At 68.6% G+C, this 16,257-nt stretch carries 14 protein-coding genes; 5 read left to right on the forward strand and 9 right to left on the reverse strand.

Annotated features, from left to right (window positions below):
* Nucleotides 1–8: 8 nt before the first annotated feature.
* The gene (hpnH, locus tag ACO06P_RS18990; RefSeq protein ID WP_420346794.1) at nucleotides 9–1,151 is read left to right on the forward strand and encodes an adenosyl-hopene transferase HpnH; all 1,143 of its coding nucleotides are present in this window, start codon (nucleotides 9–11) and stop codon (nucleotides 1,149–1,151) included.
* Here hpnH and ACO06P_RS18995 read toward each other — a convergent pair.
* The 7 genes from ACO06P_RS18995 to ACO06P_RS19025 all read right to left on the reverse strand — a co-directional run bounded on the left by ACO06P_RS18995 (nucleotide 1,131) and on the right by ACO06P_RS19025 (nucleotide 8,973).
* Nucleotides 1,131–1,841, reverse strand: coding sequence for a hypothetical protein (locus ACO06P_RS18995; protein WP_420346795.1), 711 nt, complete (start codon nucleotides 1,839–1,841; stop codon nucleotides 1,131–1,133). The genes hpnH and ACO06P_RS18995 overlap by 21 nt on opposite strands.
* On the reverse strand, nucleotides 1,838–3,823 hold the full coding sequence (gene shc / locus ACO06P_RS19000) for a squalene--hopene cyclase (protein ID WP_420346796.1): 1,986 nt from the start codon (nucleotides 3,821–3,823) through the stop codon (nucleotides 1,838–1,840). The genes ACO06P_RS18995 and shc overlap by 4 nt, the downstream gene beginning before the upstream one ends.
* 164 nt (nucleotides 3,824–3,987) lie before the next feature.
* Nucleotides 3,988–5,301 (reverse strand): hydroxysqualene dehydroxylase HpnE, encoded by a 1,314-nt coding sequence (hpnE, locus tag ACO06P_RS19005; protein ID WP_420346797.1) that lies wholly within the window; start codon nucleotides 5,299–5,301, stop codon nucleotides 3,988–3,990.
* A gap of 4 nt (nucleotides 5,302–5,305) precedes the next feature.
* Nucleotides 5,306–6,181: a presqualene diphosphate synthase HpnD gene (gene hpnD / locus ACO06P_RS19010; protein WP_420346798.1), complete on the reverse strand. Its 876-nt coding sequence runs from the start codon at nucleotides 6,179–6,181 to the stop codon at nucleotides 5,306–5,308.
* Nucleotides 6,178–7,062: a squalene synthase HpnC gene (hpnC, locus tag ACO06P_RS19015; protein ID WP_420346799.1), complete on the reverse strand. Its 885-nt coding sequence runs from the start codon at nucleotides 7,060–7,062 to the stop codon at nucleotides 6,178–6,180. The genes hpnD and hpnC overlap by 4 nt, the downstream gene beginning before the upstream one ends.
* 106 nt (nucleotides 7,063–7,168) lie before the next feature.
* Nucleotides 7,169–8,383, reverse strand: a complete 1,215-nt coding sequence (locus ACO06P_RS19020) for a glycosyltransferase (RefSeq protein WP_420346800.1) — start codon at nucleotides 8,381–8,383, stop codon at nucleotides 7,169–7,171.
* Entirely contained in the window at nucleotides 8,380–8,973 is a 594-nt protein-coding gene (locus ACO06P_RS19025; protein WP_420346801.1) for an HD domain-containing protein, read from the reverse strand. Before ACO06P_RS19025 ends, ACO06P_RS19020 begins: the two co-directional genes overlap by 4 nt.
* A 219-nt stretch (nucleotides 8,974–9,192) precedes the next feature.
* Here ACO06P_RS19025 and ACO06P_RS19030 point away from each other — a divergent pair, with 219 nt between their 5' ends.
* Nucleotides 9,193–10,347, forward strand: coding sequence for a TIGR03364 family FAD-dependent oxidoreductase (locus tag ACO06P_RS19030; protein ID WP_420346802.1), 1,155 nt, complete (start codon nucleotides 9,193–9,195; stop codon nucleotides 10,345–10,347).
* A complete protein-coding gene (gene phnX, locus ACO06P_RS19035) occupies nucleotides 10,344–11,156 on the forward strand; it encodes a phosphonoacetaldehyde hydrolase (RefSeq protein WP_420346803.1) in 813 nt (270 codons plus the stop codon). The genes ACO06P_RS19030 and phnX overlap by 4 nt, the downstream gene beginning before the upstream one ends.
* Here the strand turns inward: phnX and ACO06P_RS19040 are convergent.
* Nucleotides 11,153–12,154, reverse strand: a complete 1,002-nt coding sequence (locus ACO06P_RS19040) for a Gfo/Idh/MocA family protein (protein WP_420346804.1) — start codon at nucleotides 12,152–12,154, stop codon at nucleotides 11,153–11,155. The genes phnX and ACO06P_RS19040 overlap by 4 nt on opposite strands.
* 32 nt (nucleotides 12,155–12,186) lie before the next feature.
* Complete coding sequence (locus ACO06P_RS19045) at nucleotides 12,187–13,140, reverse strand: NAD(P)-dependent oxidoreductase (protein WP_420346805.1); 954 nt, start codon at nucleotides 13,138–13,140, stop codon at nucleotides 12,187–12,189.
* 197 nt (nucleotides 13,141–13,337) lie between these two features.
* On the opposite strand from ACO06P_RS19045, the gene ACO06P_RS19050 reads away from it, so the two are divergent.
* On the forward strand, nucleotides 13,338–14,522 hold the full coding sequence (locus tag ACO06P_RS19050; RefSeq protein ID WP_420346806.1) for a mandelate racemase/muconate lactonizing enzyme family protein: 1,185 nt from the start codon (nucleotides 13,338–13,340) through the stop codon (nucleotides 14,520–14,522).
* 135 nt (nucleotides 14,523–14,657) lie between these two features.
* Complete coding sequence (locus ACO06P_RS19055) at nucleotides 14,658–16,256, forward strand: MBL fold metallo-hydrolase (RefSeq protein ID WP_420346807.1); 1,599 nt, start codon at nucleotides 14,658–14,660, stop codon at nucleotides 16,254–16,256.
* Nucleotide 16,257 lies beyond the last annotated feature (1 nt).

Raw genomic sequence — 16,257 nt, forward strand, 5'->3', positions numbered from 1 at the left:
GCCTTGCCTTGGCGGTACCTCTGATTCAGCAGCTGCGCGTCGGCGCCTATATCATGAAGCAGCGCTTCAAGGGCAACGAGCGCTATCCGCTGGTGCTGATGCTGGAGCCCTTGTTCCGCTGCAACCTGGCTTGCCCGGGCTGCGGGAAGATCGACTATCCGGACGAGATCCTGAACCGTCGCCTTTCGGTCGATGAGTGCATCGAGGCGGCGGAGGAAAGCGGCGCGCCCATCGTTTCCATCCCAGGCGGCGAGCCTCTGATCCACAAGGAAATCGACCAGATCGTCGGGGCCCTGATCGCGCGCAAGCGCTTCGTCTATCTCTGCACCAACGCCCTGCTTCTGGAAAAGAAGATCGGCCTCTTCAAGCCCAGCCAATACCTCACCTTCTCCATCCACCTCGATGGGCTGGAGGAGGAGCACGACCGTGCGGTGGACCGGAAGGGGGTCTTCAAGCGGGCGGTGCGTGCGATCGAACTGGCCCGCGACAAGGGATTCCGAGTCAACGTCAACTGCACCCTCTTCAACAACGCCAAGGCCGAAGAGGTCGCCGAGTTCATGGACTTCGCCCGCGACCTGGGCGTCGAGGGCGTCACCATCTCGCCAGGCTATGCCTACGAGCGCGCGCCGGACCAGGAGCATTTCCTCAACCGCCGTCAGACCAAGGAGCTGTTCCGCGATCTCTTCCGCCGCGGCAAGGGGCGCCAGTGGCGCTTCTCCCAGTCCAGCCTGTTCCTCGATTTCCTGGCCGGGAACCAGAGCTACCACTGCACGCCCTGGAGCAACCCGACCCGCAACGTCTTCGGCTGGCAGCGCCCCTGCTACCTGCTGAACGAGGGTTATGCGCCCAGCTTCAAGGCGCTGATGGAGGAGACCGACTGGGCGGGCTACGGCACCGGCAATTACGAGAAGTGCGCCGACTGCATGGTCCACTGCGGCTACGAAGGCACCGCGGTCGCCGATACCGTGAAGCATCCGCTGAAGGCGCTGGGCGTGGCCCTGAAGGGCATCAACACCGAAGGCGAGATGGCGCCGGAAATCGACCTCAGCAAGCAGCGCCCCGCGGTGTTCAGTTTCGAGGATTTCGTCGCCGAAGCGGCCGCCACGCCCAAACCGAAATCTGCATCGTCTTCAACCGAAGCGGCCGAATAGTTCCTCAACGTCACGGCTGACCGCCTCCAGGCTCGCCAGCGCCCGGCGCGTCCGGCCTGCGAGGCGCAGCATGGAGGGCAGGTCGCCCGGCCGCCGCGCGAGACCGCTCAGGGCCGCCTGCCAGTCCGCCGTGCCCTCCGGCGTCACCGCCCGGGCCGCGAGCGCCGGCAGCGCATCGCCGGCGGTATCGGCGATGGCCCGCAGCGCCAGGAAGGGCAGGCCGGCCCGGTCTGCGACGGCGGCGACGGCATGGCTCTCCATGTCGACGGCAAGGCAGGCGCTGGTGGAGTGGGCCCGAGACTTCTGGGCGACGGTGAGCAGGGTTTCGGTGCTGCCGTAGATGGTGCCGCTGTGCAGGGCCGCCGGGCCTTTGTGAAGCCTGACGTGCAGCGTCCGATGCCAGTCGTCATGACAGGAATGGTGTTGTCCGCTGGGCGATCGGACGCCCTTGGCGAGAACCAGGTCGCCCACAGCGAGCGCGGGGTGGAGTGCGCCTGCGATCCCGAAGCTCAGAAGCGCGGTGGCGCCCCCGGCCACCAGGTCTTCCGCCAGCTGCACAGCGCGCGCACTGTCGGCGCCGGCGCAGACAACGGTAATCTGTCTCGATGATCGGGCGCCGGTCTCCGTGACCAGCCGCGCCTCGGAGGCCAGGCCGGTAACGATGCCGAGCCGTGTGGCTGTGGCGTTCACATGCCGAAGGCGACGCGCCGCTCGTTGCTGCGCATGAGGTTGCGGTAGCGCGCCATGGCCATCAGCGGGAAGTAGGCGCTGTAGCCGTGATAGTGCAGGTAAAACACCCGCGGGAAGCCTGTTCCGGTCCAGTGGCGGTCCAGCCAGCGCTGCTCGTCGCGCGGGAAGCGCTGCAGGAAGGCGATGCCCCGGTGCACGGCGTCGCTATCCACCTCGCCGGCGGCCATCAGGCCGAGCACGGCCCAGGCGGTCTGCGCGGCGGTGGAGGCCTTGCTTTCGTCGCGGCGCTCCGCCCAGTAGGTGGCGCAGTCCTCGCCCCAGCCGCCGTCGGGGCGCTGACGGCTCTCCAGCCAGGCGACGGCGCGGCGCACCGGCATAGCGGAGGGGGCCACGCCGCAGGCGTTCAGCGCCGAGAGCACCGACCAGGTGCCGTAGACGTAGTTTACGCCCCAGCGGCCGTACCAGGACCCGTCCGCCTCCTGCTCGCGCAACAGATAGTCCAGGCCGCGGCGCACGGCGGTGTGGTCGCGCCCATAACCGAGCTGCGCCAGCATCGACAGGCAGCGCGCCGAGACATCCGCGGTCGGCGGGTCGAGCAGCGCGCCGTGGTCGGCGAAGGGAATGTGGTTCAGATAATCGAAGGCGTTGTCGGCGTCGAAGGAGCCCCAGCCGCCGTTCTTGCTCTGCATGGCGATGATCCAACGCGCCGCGCGTTCCATCGCTTCCTTGGAGGCTTCGGAGCCGGCCCGGTCCATGGCCATGACCACCACTGCCGTGTCGTCGACGTCGGGATAGTGGGCGTTCTGGTACTGGAACGGCCAGCCGCCGGCGGGTGCGTTGGGGCGCCGCCAGGCCCAGTCACCGCGCACCTCGGTGATCTCCCGCTGCAGCAGCCAGTCGAAAGCCCGGTCGAAGGTGTCGCTGTCGCCGGCCTCGCCGGTCTCCAGCAGGGCGTGGGCCGCCAGGCAGGTGTCCCAGATCGGCGAGAGGCAGGGCTGGCAGGTGACATGTTCCTCGTCGCGGGCGATCAACAGACGGTCGATCGCCTCCCGCGTCATGCGGAAGTTGGGCTCGTCCCAGTCGTAGCCGAGGGCGTGAAACGCCATGGCGGCATTGGCCATGGCCGGGAAAATGCCGCCCAGGCCGTCCTCGCCATTCAGGCGTTCCTTCACGAAGTCCATGGCGGCCTTGATGGCCTTGCGGCGCTGCGCGCGCGGACGCAGCGGATCGCTCAGCCGCAGGACCTTGTCGATACCGGCGAAGATGGCGCCCAGCGGGCTGCCGGTGGCGTTCATCTGGTACTGGGCGCGCTCGGGCGCCTGCTCGAAGAGCTCGCGGATGGAGACCCCGCGCGGATTGGCGGCCTGCGGCTTCTGGTCCATCAGGATCAGCAGCGGTGCGATCACCGTGCGCGACCAGTAAGACACCTTGGAGAGGTGGAAGGGGAACCAGCGCGGCAACAGCATGATCTCCACCGGCATCTCCGGCACTGCGCGCCAGGGAACCTCGCCGAAGAGGGCGAGGGCGATACGGGTGAAGACGTTGCTCTGGGCGGCGCCGCCCCGGGCCAGAATGGCTTCGCGGGCGCGCAGCATGTGCGGCGCCTCCGGGTCGTCGCCGGCCAGCTTCAGCGCGAAGTAGGCCTTTACACTGGCGCTCAGATCCATCTCGCCGTCGTGGAACAGCGGCCAGCCGCCGTCGCCGCCCTGTACGGCGCGCAGGTGGTTGGCGATCTTCGGCTCGACCGCGCGATAGGCATCGCTGTCGATGCTGCCAAGGAAGTGCTGCAGGAAGATGTACTCGGCCGGAATGGTCGCATCGGCCTCCAGTTCGAAGACCCAATGCCCGTCGTTGCGCTGTTGCGCCTTCAGGGCCTCGGTCATCGTACCGACAAGGTCGTCGACGGCGTTCAGGTCCGGTTTTTCGACCTCAGCCGCCCGTGCCAAGGCCCCTTCGTTTCTGGCCGCGTTGCTCTGTGTCATATCCAGCTGAAATAGCGCTGCCCTGAAAAGGCAGCAAGAGGACCCCGATCTATCATCACCACGCGACCCGGAAAGGCGGCCCCGAATCTCCCGACTCTCCGGTTCAATGCGCGCAATTGTGAAGAAGCCGGCGGTTGCTGACAAGTCCCTGCAATCGGGCAATTTCAGGGCAATGTCAGTGCCTTGGCAGCCGCTTCCCCGGAGCGGACGGCGGATTCGATGGTCGCGGGCAGGCCCGTCGCCGTCCAGTCGCCGGCAAGAAACAGGTTGCGCCAGGCGCTGCGCGGTGCCGGGCGGCGGCGCAGGGCGGCGGGCGTTTGCGCGAAGGTCGCCCGCTTCTCGTTGATCACGCGAATCGGCGGATTCAGGGACGGATCGAGGCCGAGAGCCCGGGCCGTATCGGACCACAGCGCTGCGGCGATCTCGTCATTGGGGCGCTGTGCCAGGGCAGTCGCCGCGCTGACGGTGAGGCTGACGACGGAACCGCGGAGGAACAGCCAGTCGGCGGTGCCGCCCAGCAGCCCCATGAAGGGCACCTCCTGGCCTCCCCCGATCTGGCCCCTCTCGACCTTGTCCCTCTCGAAAGGCCAGTCCGGCGCCTGCGGCAGGCGGATGTGGGCGTTTACGATGGCATGACTCTCCCGGGGGGCATCCAGGCCCGGCAGCAGTCCTTCGGCGGCCTGTGGCGGCAGCGCCAGGATCACCTGATCGGCGCTGCCGAGCGCAACCGCCTGCCCGGCAAAGTCCAGCTGCACCGCGCGCTCGCCGGTGAAGTCGATCCGGCGAAGACGCTGGTTGAAGCGGACCTCCGCGCCGCGGTCCGCCAGAATGGCGAGGGCCGGGTCCACCAGCGCCGGCCCCAGCCCGTGGCGGGCGACCAGGGGCCGGCAGGCGGCCTCGCCGCGGGCGAAGGTCAACCGCAGTACCTGCCAGAGCAGGCGGGCGGAGCCTTCCTCGGCGGGCGTGTTGAGGACGGCCACGATCAGCGGTTCCCAGAACCGGCGCCACAGCGGATCGTTGGTGTCCAGGCAGTCGCCGATCCGCGCGTCGGCGCCGGCAAAGGCCAACCGCAGGCCTTTCAGGTAGGATGTGATGCGGGTTCCCGGGACACGGTGCTTGCGGCTCAGGACCCACCATGGAATGCGGCCCGCGCTCGGTTTCAGGGTCCAGCGCTGCCCGCTTTCCAGGTCCAGAAAGGGAAAGGCGGCCTGTGCCGGCCCGGTCAGCGCGTCGCCGGCCTGCAACAGATCGAGGTAGTCCAGCACCGCCGTGTTGGCCGTCATCATCAAGTGGTTGCCGTTGTCGATCAGACAGTCGAGTCGGGCGTCGTGAAACGACCGGCAGCGCCCGCCGGCCTGCGCCGCGGCCTCGTAGAGCGTGACGGCGCGGCCCTGCGCCGCCAGGCGCACCGCCGCGGACAGCCCGGCCAGGCCCGCACCGACGATGTGGATTCGGCCCTCGTCCCCTGAGACTGCCATCAGGCTAAAGTCCGTTGCGCAGCGCGATCCACAGCTTCTCCGCCTTGGGAAGGCGCACGCGGGTCGCGTTGTCGCGCCAGCCTTGCTGCTGCAGGCGGGTGAGCAGACGGCGGTAGACGGCCAGCATGATCCGCGCCGGGCGCATGGGCCCGCGCCGGCAGCGCGCCATCAGGGCCTGGGCCTCGGTGAAGCGTTCCTCGGCCATGGCGGCCAGATCGCGGCAGACGGCGGGCAGCCGCGCGTCCTGCAACACTGTCATGGGGTCGCGGCTTTCGATGCCGTGGCGCAGCAGCAGTTCGCGCGGCAGATAGAGGCGTCCGCGCTCCGCATCCTCGCGCAGATCGCGCAGGATGTTGGTGAACTGCAGCGCATCGCCCTCCGCCAGGGCAAGGCGCTGGGCCTCCGGCTCCTCGGCGCCGAAAGCATGCACCGAGAGCACGCCCACCGCCCCCGCCACGCGCCGGCAGTAAAGCCGGAAGGTTTCCATGTCAGGGGCGCGGATATCCTCGCGGGCGTCCATCTCCATGCCGTCGATCACGGCCATGAACTCCGCCCTTGGCAGACCGTAGCAGCGGCGCGGATGCTGCAGAGCCAGCGTGATGGGGTGCGTCGGGCGACCGTCGTAAAGGCGTCCGATCTCCTCGCGCCAGACGGCCAAACGCCTGTGCTTTTCGTCGGCCGCGCCGTCGTCGTCGGCGATGTCGTCGACCGCGCGACAGAAAGCGTAGATGGCGTACATCGCTTGACGCCGCGGTTTGGGCAGCAGGCGCATGCCCCAGAGAAAGGACGAGCCTGAGGCCGTGGCGATGCTGCGCACATGCGCCAGCGCCGCCGCTTCGTCCGTCAGCGCGGCCAGGGTGTCGGGGCGGGCAAGGGTCATCCGCTCTGTCCGGCGATCTGTGGGGCGGCGAAAAGACGGTGGAGCTGAACGCCTGCAATGCCGCGCAGCCCGGCGAAAAGAAAGTCGACCTTGCTGAGGGCAACCCGCCCGGCCAAGGGGTCGCCGCGGCGCAGACGCCGGCTGAGGCGCAGCGCCAGCTTCACGATCACGGCCGACTCCATCGCCAGCCGGCTGGAGCGGAGCTGCCCGGGCAGCCGCTGGGCCTCGACCAGAAGCGTGTCGACCCCGTCGAGGCAGAGATCGATCACCCGGCGCAGGCCCGGCGGGCTGGCCGTGGCGTCGAGCACCGTGACATCAAGGTCCTCCGCCGTCAGCCAATCAAGCGGCAGGTAGACGCGGTCGAGGGCACGGTAGTCGTCCTGGCAGTCCTGCAGATGGTTGAGGATCTGCAGCGCTGTGCAGAGCGCATCGGAGGCCGGATAGCCGCCCGGGTCCTCCCCATGCAGGTCGAGCAGGAAGCGTCCCACGGGATCGGCGGAGAGGCGGCAGTAGCCCAGCAGGTCTTCCCAGTCGCTGTAGCGCAGTTTCACCGCGTCCTGGGTGAAGGCGGCCACCAGGTCGCTGCCGCGCGCTGTCGTGATGCCGCGCTCCGCGAGGCTTTCGCGCAGCCGCGCCGCCTTCTCCAGACCCGGCGCGTCGCTGTCCGCCGATTGCAGGGCGGCGTCGAAGCGTTTCAGGCGGTCGATCTTGTCGTCAGGGGCAAGCCTCGGATTGTCGGCGATGTCATCGATGGCGCGCGCGAAAGCATAGTAGGTCGCCACATGGGGCCTTAGCGCGGCCGGCAGCAGCCAGGAGCCGACGGGAAAATTCTCGTCGCCCGACCCCTTGCCCGAAGGCGTTTCGACGCTGGCCGGCGTCATCCGGTTCTCATGTTGTGGCAATCCCCCAAGGCGAAGATCCACGAAGTCGCGGGCGCCGCATTCGGTGACGCGGCGCTGTTGCGCGAACTTAGCCCGGCGGCGCCAATCATTCCAGGCCGCGCTGCCCGGCCTGAATGCGCCCTTTCCAGGTGCCGCCGCGGCCCCGCCAATGGCGCAGGGCCGAGTCGAAGGTCATGACGGAGTAGAGCAGGGCAGCCAGCGGCAGCAGCGGTGCCAGCCAGAAGCCCTGCCCGTAGAGCCGCAAGACCGGCAGGACCGTCAGGGTCATGGCGATCCAGGCCAGCAGGGCGATCAGCGCGGCCGCTGTCTGGCCATGCCAGGGAAGCCCCAGCACCAGCAACGGCGGGGCCAGATAGGTTGCGAACATGCCCACCAGCGTTCCGAGCAAGATCAAAGGGTTGTGCCTCAACTGGGTATAGGCGCTGCGGGCGACCATATCCCAGATCGCGCCCAGACCAGCGTAGGGCCGGATGGAGCGGGCCGTCTCGGCCAGGCCCAGCCAGAGGCCGCGGCTTCGGGTCTCGCGCACCTGCTTCACCTTGGCTGCCAGACTGCAGTCGTCGATCAGGGCGTCGCGCAGAACGGCCAGCCCACCGAGCCGCTCCAGCGCTTCGCGGCGCAGCAGGATGCAGCCGCCGGCGGCGGCGGCCGTGGCCTTTTTGGGGTCGTTCACCCAGGCGAAGGGGTAGAGCTTCTGGAAGAAATAGATGAAGGGCGGGATCAGCAGTCGCTCCCACAGCCCTTCGCAGCGCAGGGCGACCATCAGGGAAACCATATCGCGGCCTTCCGAGACCGCTTTGGCGACCAGCCGGCGCAGCACCTGCGGCGGCTGGGCGATGTCCGCATCGCTGAACCAGAGGTAACGGCTGTCCGGGTCGGCTTGGCGCAGGCCCTGATCGAGAGCCCAGAGCTTTCCGGTCCAGCCATCCGGCAGCGCTGACGCGCGCACCAGATTGAATCGCTCCGGCCGGCTGCTTTCGGCAGCGGCCTGGCGCGCGGCCTCGACCGTGCCGTCATCGCTGTGATCGTCGACCAGGACGACGGAGAGTTCGCCCGGATAGTCCTGCTCCAGAATGGAAGTGAGCGCGGTGGCGATGACCGCGGCCTCGTTGCGCGCCGGGATGATCGCCGTCACCGCCGGCCAGCGCTCCGGTTCCGGCGCTGTACCGTCCAGACGTTCCCGGCAGCGCCAGAAACCGCCGCGGAAGAACCAGAGATAGATCCAGATCGCAAGGCTCAGAGCCGCGAGGCCCAGGGTAGCAAGGTTCAGGCCGGCAAGGGCGGTGAGCGCCGCACTCAAGACGAAAGGGCCTTGTGCAGCGTCTGGTAGCGCCGCAGGAACAGACGCTTGGCCTTTTGCGCCGGCCAGGGCTCGAGATGAACGTCCTGAAAACGCTTGTGCTGCCCGAACAGCCGGCGCCCTTCGGTGAGCGAGAAGCCCGCGAGTTGGGTTGCTTCCAGGTAGGCCGCCGTGCGGTCTGCGCGCTTGATCAGTTTGGCTAGGGCCTCGGGTTCCTGGCCGGTGAGGCCGAAGCGCAAGCGGATCGCGGTCATCAGACGGCGCTCCAGGGCCTTGTAGTCCATCCCCACCGCCGCCTTGAAGGGTGTGATGAGGTCGCCGATGACGTATTCGGGCGCGTCATGCAGCAGCGCCGCCAGCCGGTCGGCTGTGGGTGCGGTGGGCTTCAGGGTACCGACGATCTGCTCGACCAGCAGGCTGTGCTGGGCGACGGAAAACGCCGCGGCACCGCTCGTCTGCCCGTTCCAGCGGGCGACCCGGGCGAGGCCGTGGGCGATGTCTTCGATCTCGATATCCAGCGGTGACGGGTCCAGGAGATCCAGGCGCCGGCCTGACAGCATGCGCTGCCAGGCGCGTGGTTCCACGCTCATGCCGTCTCCTTTCCCTCTGCGGTTGCGCTCCTTGCACCCCAAGGCATACGCAGGGCCGGACGCGGACGCAAGGTCGTGAGAAAACACTTTATGGGGACCTGTGCTTGGCCTAGTGAGTAGGGCGACAGGGGCCCGGGCCGAAATGCAGAGGGGCAGTAGGCGGCGGGCCGCTATGCAGGGGAAAGCGACGGGTAAGGCGAGGGGGACGGGCCGGCTTTCATGACGGAAACGTTCGATTTGGCGGTGGTCGGCGCCGGCATCGTCGGCCTGGCTCATGCGCTGGCCGCCGCACGCCAGGGCCGCAGGGTTGTGGTCATCGAGCGCAATGCGCGGGCGGCGGGCGCCTCCGTGCGCAACTTCGGCTTTGTCACCATCACCGGACAGCAGCGCGGCGCGCACTGGCGGCGGGCGCTACGGTCGCGGGACGTCTGGGCCGAGGTGGCGCCGCAGGCCGGGATCGATGTGCTGCAGCGGGGGCTGCTGATGCTGGCCCGCCGGCCCGAAGCGGCGGCGGTGCTGGAGGCCTTTGCGGCGACGGAGATGGGCGAAGGCTGCCGCCTGCTTTCCGCGCAGGAGCTGCGCAGCCACTATCCAGAGCTCGATCCCAGCCAGCTCTCCCTGGCGCTGCACAGCCCGCACGAACTGAGGGTCGAGTCGCGCGAGGCCCTGCCGCGCCTCGCCGCCTGGCTGGAGGAGCGCTGGGGCGTCGCCTTCCGCTGGTCGACGGCCGTGCGCGGCGTCGACCTGCCGCGGCTGGAAACCGACCGCGGGCCCGTTTTCGCCGAGGCCGCGGTGGTCTGCCCCAATGCCGATCTGACGAGCCTTTTCGCCGAGGACCTCGCGGGCTACCGCCTCAAGCCCTGCAAGCTGCACATGCTGCGCGTCGACCCGCCCGCCGGCTACCGGCTGCCGGCACCGCTGATGTCCGACCTGTCGCTTGTGCGCTACGAAGGCTACTCCGCCCTGCCGGAAGCGGCGCCGCTGAGAGAGCGGCTGCTGCGCGAGCAGGGCGATGAACTCGGCCACGGTATTCATCTCATCGCCGTCCAGAGCGCCGACGGTTCGCTGGTGGTGGGCGATTCCCATCACTACGACGATCCGCCGTCACCGTTTCAGAGTGAAGCGGTCGACCGCTTGATCCTCGAGGAACTCACTGCGGCCACCGGGCTGCAGGGGTGTTCGGTGCGCGAGCGCTGGACCGGCGTCTATCCCAGCAGCGATGAGCGGGTCGCGCTGGTCGCGGCGCCGTGCGACGACCTGCGCGTTGTAATCGTCACCGGTGGCACCGGTGCCTCCACGGCTTTCGCCTTGGGGGAGGAGGTCATCGCCGGTCTTCTGGGCTCGGCGAATTCGGAAAAGGGGACAGCGGCATGAGCCTTGTGAAGGCGGTCATTTTCGACTGGGCGGGAACCATGATCGACTTCGGGTCGCGCGCGCCCATGGGTGCCTTCGTCGAGGTCTTCGGCGAATTCGGCGTCGAGCTGACGATCGCCGAGGCACGCGGGCCCATGGGGCTGCCCAAGCTGGAGCACATCAAGGCGCTTGGCGCGCTGCCGCGGGTGGCGGCGGCCTGGCAGGAGGCCCACGGCGGCGCGCCCTTCGACGACGACGCGGCGCAGCGGGTCTACGAGATCTTCGTGCCCCTGAACGCGCGGATCGTGTCGGACTACGCCGAACTGGTGCCCGGTGCCGCCGCGATGGTGGCGGACCTCCGGGCGCTTGGCGTGAAGATCGGCTCCACCACGGGGTATACCCGCGACATCATGGCGCCGGTGCTGCCCCTGGCGGCGGAGCAGGGCTATGCCCCCGACAACCTGGTCTGCGCCGGCGATCTGCCGGCCGGCCGGCCTTCGCCGCTGATGATGTACAAGTGCTTCATCGACCTGGCGGTCTGGCCGGCTTCGGCCTGCGTGAAGGTGGACGACACCGAGCCCGGCATTGCCGAGGGCCGCGCGGCCGGCAGCTGGACCGTCGGCGTGTCGCTTTCCGGCAACGAAGTCGGCCTCTCGCCGCAGGAACTGGCCGCGACGCCCGCCGAGGAGCGCGCGGCGCTCAATGCCCGTGCGGTGGAGAAGCTGGAGGCTGCCGGCGCCGACTACGTGGTCGACACGGTCGCCGACCTGCCCGGCGTGCTGGACAGGATCGAGGCCAGGATCGCCGCCGGGGAAAGCCCCGGGATTTAGCCGACACTCTCCCACTGGCCGCTTTCGTCGGAGCGGAACAGGGCGTCGAGAATCGCCATGTTCTGAACCGCATCGCTGATGCCGTAGGGCAGCGGCGCTTCCCCCAGAACCGCTGCAGCGAAGGCATCGGCCTGCTCGGCGTACTGGTCGACGGCCTCCATGTCCTGAACTTGGACCCCGCCGCCGCGCAGATCGCTGCCGTCGTCCAGGAACAGGCGCGTGACCTCCCCCTGGGGGGCGTTGAAGGGGATCTCGATCTCCAGGCGCCCGTCGGTGCCGATCAGCTGCACGCGCTGATAAGGTACTACCTGGGTCGAGACCGTAAAGTCGACGCGGCGGCCGCCGCCGAAGTCGAGCAGGGCGGAGGTGAGGCGGTCGACCTGAAAGTCCGGATCGCGCTCGATCAGGGCCATAACGCGCTGGGGTTCGCCCTCGAAGAAGAAGCGCCCTGCCACCATGGGATAGCAGCCGATGTCGAGCAGTGCGCCGCCGCCCGTTTCCGGCGCGTTGCGGATGTTTGCGGGATCGCGGTTGAAGTAGGAGAAGAAGGCCTGGATGGCGCGCAGTTCCCCCAGGCGCCCGGCGCGGACCTGGTCGCGCGCCCAGAGCCACTGTGGGTGGAAGCGGACCATGAAGGCCTCCATCACCGGGACCTTGCCTTCCACCGCGTGCAGCCGCTCGGCATCGGCCTTGGTCATGGCGATGGGCTTCTCGCAGAGCACCGCCTTGCCCGCCGCCGCAGCCTGAAGCGTGAGGTCGACGTGCAGGTTGTTGGGCAGAGGGTTGTAGACCGCATCGATGTCCGGGTCGGCCAGAAGCTCTTCGTAGCTGCCATAGGCCTTGTCGATCTTCAGCGCCGCAGCCGTCGCCTCGGCCCGGCCGAGATCGCGGGAGGCGATGGCCGTCACCCGCCCGCGGCGGGAACGCTGGATGCCCGGGATCACTTTTTCGGTTCCAATTCTTGCGGTGCTCAGCACCCCCCAGCGCAGATCGCTCACGCCCGGGCTCCTTCCCTGATTCACAGTTGTCCTTATACCTGAGACGGTTGCCGGGCATCGCCCTCGCTGCCGCCCATGCCCGCCAGCACCTCCGGAAAGCCCGGCGCGCGCAGCGGTTCCTGCAGCCGGTCTTCCAGCAGTTTCACCGCTTGGGTCGACCAGGCTTCGTCGCCATAGGTCTCGCGCGCCTCTTCGAAGAGCCGGTTGACCAGCTCCGCCATCGCCAAAGGCGTTTCGGTCTGCTGCGCCAGCTTCATGGCAAGGCCCATGTCCTTCAGCGCCAGCGCCAGGGTGAAGGCGCAGTTGTAGGAGCCGTTCAGCACAAGCTGGCCCTCGGTCTCATGGGCGAAGGAGTTGCCGGAGGAGATGCGGATGCCGTGAAAGGCGCGCTCCAGGTCGATGCCGGCCCGCTTGGCCAGCATCATGGCCTCGCCGCTGGCCCAGAGGTGGACGAAGGCCAGCATGTTGGTGATCACCTTCACCACCGAGGCCGCGCCGATGGGGCCCATGTGCTCGATCGCGCCGCCCATGGCGGCCAGCACCGGCCGGTAGCGCTCAAAGACGGCTTCTTTGCCGCCGACCAGGATGGAGATCTCGCCGCTCCAGGCCCGGTTGGCGCCGCCGGTTATGGGCGCCTCCAGAACGTCGATGCCGTGTCCGGCGGCTTCTTCGGCGTAGCGGCGCATGTCGTCGGCGTCGGTGGTGCTCATTTCCAGCCAGAGGCTGCCCGGTGTCAGGGCGGACAACAGACCCCCGTCGCCCGGCACCACCGCCGCGACAGCCGCCGGGTTTGGCAGCGAGGTGACCGCCACTTCGGCGCCTGCGGCGGCGGCGGAGGTGGACTCCGCCAGCCTGGCGCCGGCCTCCACCAGGGGCGCCGCGCGCGCCGCATCCAGGTCGAAGACGGTGAGATCGTGCCCGGCGCGCTGCAGGTTGCGCGCCAGGGGGAAGCCCACGTTGCCGAGGCCGATGAAGGCGATCCGCATGGCAGAGGTCCGTTCGGGAGTTGCGAGGTTCTGGAAGCAGAGCCTTCCCGTGCAGCGCTGTCCAGCAAATTGCGCGTTGCCCCGACGTTTCATGGCTTGACGCGGGTCTCTGCAAGGCGTAATCGCCGCGGGTCCGGGACCGCCCGCTGCGAGTCTCCGGCGCTTTGGTTCGTCGTCTGCGCCTTGGGGGTGCCTTCATGAAAGTCAGCGGCTTTGAGGTCTTCGTGGTCGGCACGCCGCCGCCGCACTTCGGCGGGCGTTACTGGATCTTCGTAAAGCTGGAAACCGACAGCGGCGTGACGGGCATCGGCGAGATCTACTCGCTGCCCTTTCACCCCTCCGCGGTCGAAGGGCTGATCGCCGATGTCTGCGAGCGGATGGTGATGGGCAACGACCCTTTCCGGATCGAGCAGCTCTGGCGGCGCGTCTACAGCCGCGGCTACAGCCAGCGTCCCGACCCCTCCCTCCTCGCCGTGCTGAGCGGGATCGAGATGGCCTGCTGGGACATCATCGGCAAGGAACTGGGGCGTCCGGTCTACGACCTGCTGGGCGGGCGCGTGCACGAGGCGCTGCGCAGCTACACCTACCTCTACCCCAAGCCGGGCGAGGACGAGCAGGTCTACCGCGATCCCGACCTGGCGGCGGAGCGCGCGGCGGAGTGCGTGGCCCAAGGCTTCACGGCGGTGAAGTTCGACCCGGCCGGTCCCTACAGCGCTTTCGACCCGCGCCAGCTTTCCCTGGAGGCGCTGGACCGCTGTGCGCTTTTCATGAAGCGTCTGCGCGAGGCTGTGGGCTCCTCCTGCGACCTGCTGTTCGGCACCCACGGGCAGATGACACCGGCCGGTGCGATCCGCCTGGCCAGGCGCATCGAGCCTTACGATCCGCTGTGGTTCGAGGAGCCGACCCCGCCGGAGATGCCCGCCGCCATGGGGCAGGTGGCGCGGGGCACCTCGATCCCCGTGGCCAGCGGCGAGCGGCTCACCAGCAAGTACGAGTTCGCCGCCCTGCTGCGCGCCGAGGCGGCGGCCATCCTGCAGATGAACCTGGGCAAGGTCGGCGGCATCCTGGAAGCGAAGAAGATCGCCGGGATGGCCGAGACCTTCTACGCCCAGATCGCCCCGCATCTCTACTGCGGGCCGGTGGTCGGTGCCGCCAACATCCAGATCAGCGCCTGCAGCCCCAACTTCCTGATCCTCGAATCGATCCAGACCTGGGGCGGCTTCCACGCCGAGATACTGAAGCAGCCGATCCGCTGGGAAAACGGCCATGTCCTGCCGCCGGAGGCGCCGGGCCTGGGCGTGGAACTGGACGAAGCGGTCGCCCGCGCCCACCCCTACGACGGTGATGCCCTGCATCTCGAGATGATCGAACGGCCGGCCTGACGCCGCGCCCGTCCACCTCGACAACCCCGGCACAGAATCTCCTGGCGTCACCGCTCCTCTGCTCTGCCGATTTGGCTGGGCTGCGCGGGCCGGCTGTGGGACTCTCCGCTGCGGGTGGACGGGCGGAGCGAAACCATGCTGTTGAGCTTTTGCGGTGCTGCGGGAACGGTTACCGGGTCCTGCTACTGGCTGCGCACCGGGGACTGTCAGTTCCTGGTCGACTGCGGCATGTTCCAGGGCTCCAAGACCCTGAAGGCGCTGAACTACGGCGACTTCCCCTTCGATCCCGCGAAGATCGACTTCGTTCTTCTGACCCATGCTCATACCGATCACTCCGGCCTTCTGCCGAAGCTGGTGAAACACGGCTTCAGGGGCCCGATCTTCGCCACCAGGGGCAGCTTCGAACTGCTCGGCTTTATGCTGCCCGACAGTGCCCACATCCAGGCAACGGAGGTTGAGCGGCTGAACCGCCGCAACGCCCGGCGCGGCCGCCCGGCCGTCACGCCGATCTATGGCCGCGGCGACGTGGACACCGCGCTGCAGGCTTTCTCCGTCGTCGACTACGAGACCTGGCGCGAGGTCGGCGCCGGGGTGCGGGCGCGATTCTGGAATGCCGGCCATATCCTGGGAGCGGCCTCCATCGAGGTGGAGGTCGCAACCGGCCAGCGCAATCCGCGCGTCATGCGGCTGCTGTTCTCCGGCGACATCGGCCCGGAGCACAAGCTGTTCCACCCGGACCCGGAGGCGCCGGACAATCTGGACTACGTCTGTTGCGAGTCCACCTATGGCGGGCGCAGCAGGATCGATGCGGCGCCGGAGCGGCGGCGCGAGGTCCTGCTGCGGGAAGTCGAGGCCGCGCTAAAGCGGGGTGGCAACCTGCTGATCCCGGCCTTTGCCATCGAGCGCACGCAGGAACTGTTGCTCGACCTCTCGATCCTCTTCGACCAGGGAAAGCTGCCAAAGATCCCGGTCTTCCTCGACTCGCCCCTGGCCATCAAGGCGACCCGTGTTTTCGCGAAGCACGCCGCCGGGCTGGAAGACACGGACGGTGTTCCCGATCCCTTCAGACGGCCCAACTTCCGCTTCACGGAGTCCGTCGAGGAAAGCAAGACCATCGAACGCGTCAGCGGCGGCGCCATCATTATCGCCGGCAGCGGCATGTGCGATGCGGGTCGTATCCGGCACCACCTGAAGGCCAACCTCTGGCGCCGTGATGCCACGGTGATGCTGGTCGGCTATCAGGCGCCGGGAACGCTCGGCAGCCTCCTGGCCGGCGGCGCGCATGCCGTCAAGATCCAGGGCGAGGATCTGCGTGTCGGCGCCGCGATCCGCCAGATCGAGGTCTATTCCGGCCATGCCGACGGCGACCAGTTGCTGGACTGGCTGAAGGGGCGGCTGCCGGTGAAGGGCGCCGTCTTTCTGACCCACGGGGAGGACCAGGGCCTGACGGCCCTGCGCGACGGTCTCGAAGCGGCCGGCGTGCCGGGCGAGCGCATCATCATTCCCCAGCTCGACGATGTCGTCGATCTGCTGGCCGGCGAGAGCAAGGTGGCTTTCCGCCCCGTGCCCCACCGCCTGCCGCGGGAATCCCTCGGCGCTCCGGACTGGCACAACGATCTGGCGGACTTCTCCCTCACCCTGCGCGAACGCCTCGACGCGGCGGCGGACGACAAGGCGCGCAGGGTTATCCTGCGCCGCGTTGCCAGAGCCCTGGCCGGCGGGGAGGCGGACTAGC

The sequence above is a fragment of the Pelagibius sp. genome, from assembly GCF_965227505.1.
Classification (GTDB): Bacteria; Pseudomonadota; Alphaproteobacteria; order Kiloniellales; family Kiloniellaceae; genus Pelagibius.

Bases quoted from the DNA above. Each gene is read 5' to 3' on its own strand.
- shc (WP_420346796.1), bottom strand. From the start codon at position 3,823: ATGACACAGAGCAACGCGGCCAGAAACGAAGGGGCCTTGGCACGGGCG.
- hpnE (WP_420346797.1), bottom strand. From the start codon at position 5,301: ATGGCAGTCTCAGGGGACGAGGGCCGAATCCACATCGTCGGTGCGGGC.
- hpnD (WP_420346798.1), bottom strand. From the start codon at position 6,181: ATGACCCTTGCCCGCCCCGACACCCTGGCCGCGCTGACGGACGAAGCG.
- hpnC (WP_420346799.1), bottom strand. From the start codon at position 7,062: ATGACGCCGGCCAGCGTCGAAACGCCTTCGGGCAAGGGGTCGGGCGAC.
- ACO06P_RS19025 (WP_420346801.1), bottom strand. From the start codon at position 8,973: ATGAGCGTGGAACCACGCGCCTGGCAGCGCATGCTGTCAGGCCGGCGC.
- ACO06P_RS19030 (WP_420346802.1), top strand. From the start codon at position 9,193: ATGACGGAAACGTTCGATTTGGCGGTGGTCGGCGCCGGCATCGTCGGC.
- phnX (WP_420346803.1), top strand. From the start codon at position 10,344: ATGAGCCTTGTGAAGGCGGTCATTTTCGACTGGGCGGGAACCATGATC.
- ACO06P_RS19045 (WP_420346805.1), bottom strand. From the start codon at position 13,140: ATGCGGATCGCCTTCATCGGCCTCGGCAACGTGGGCTTCCCCCTGGCG.
- ACO06P_RS19050 (WP_420346806.1), top strand. From the start codon at position 13,338: ATGAAAGTCAGCGGCTTTGAGGTCTTCGTGGTCGGCACGCCGCCGCCG.
- ACO06P_RS19055 (WP_420346807.1), top strand. From the start codon at position 14,658: ATGCTGTTGAGCTTTTGCGGTGCTGCGGGAACGGTTACCGGGTCCTGC.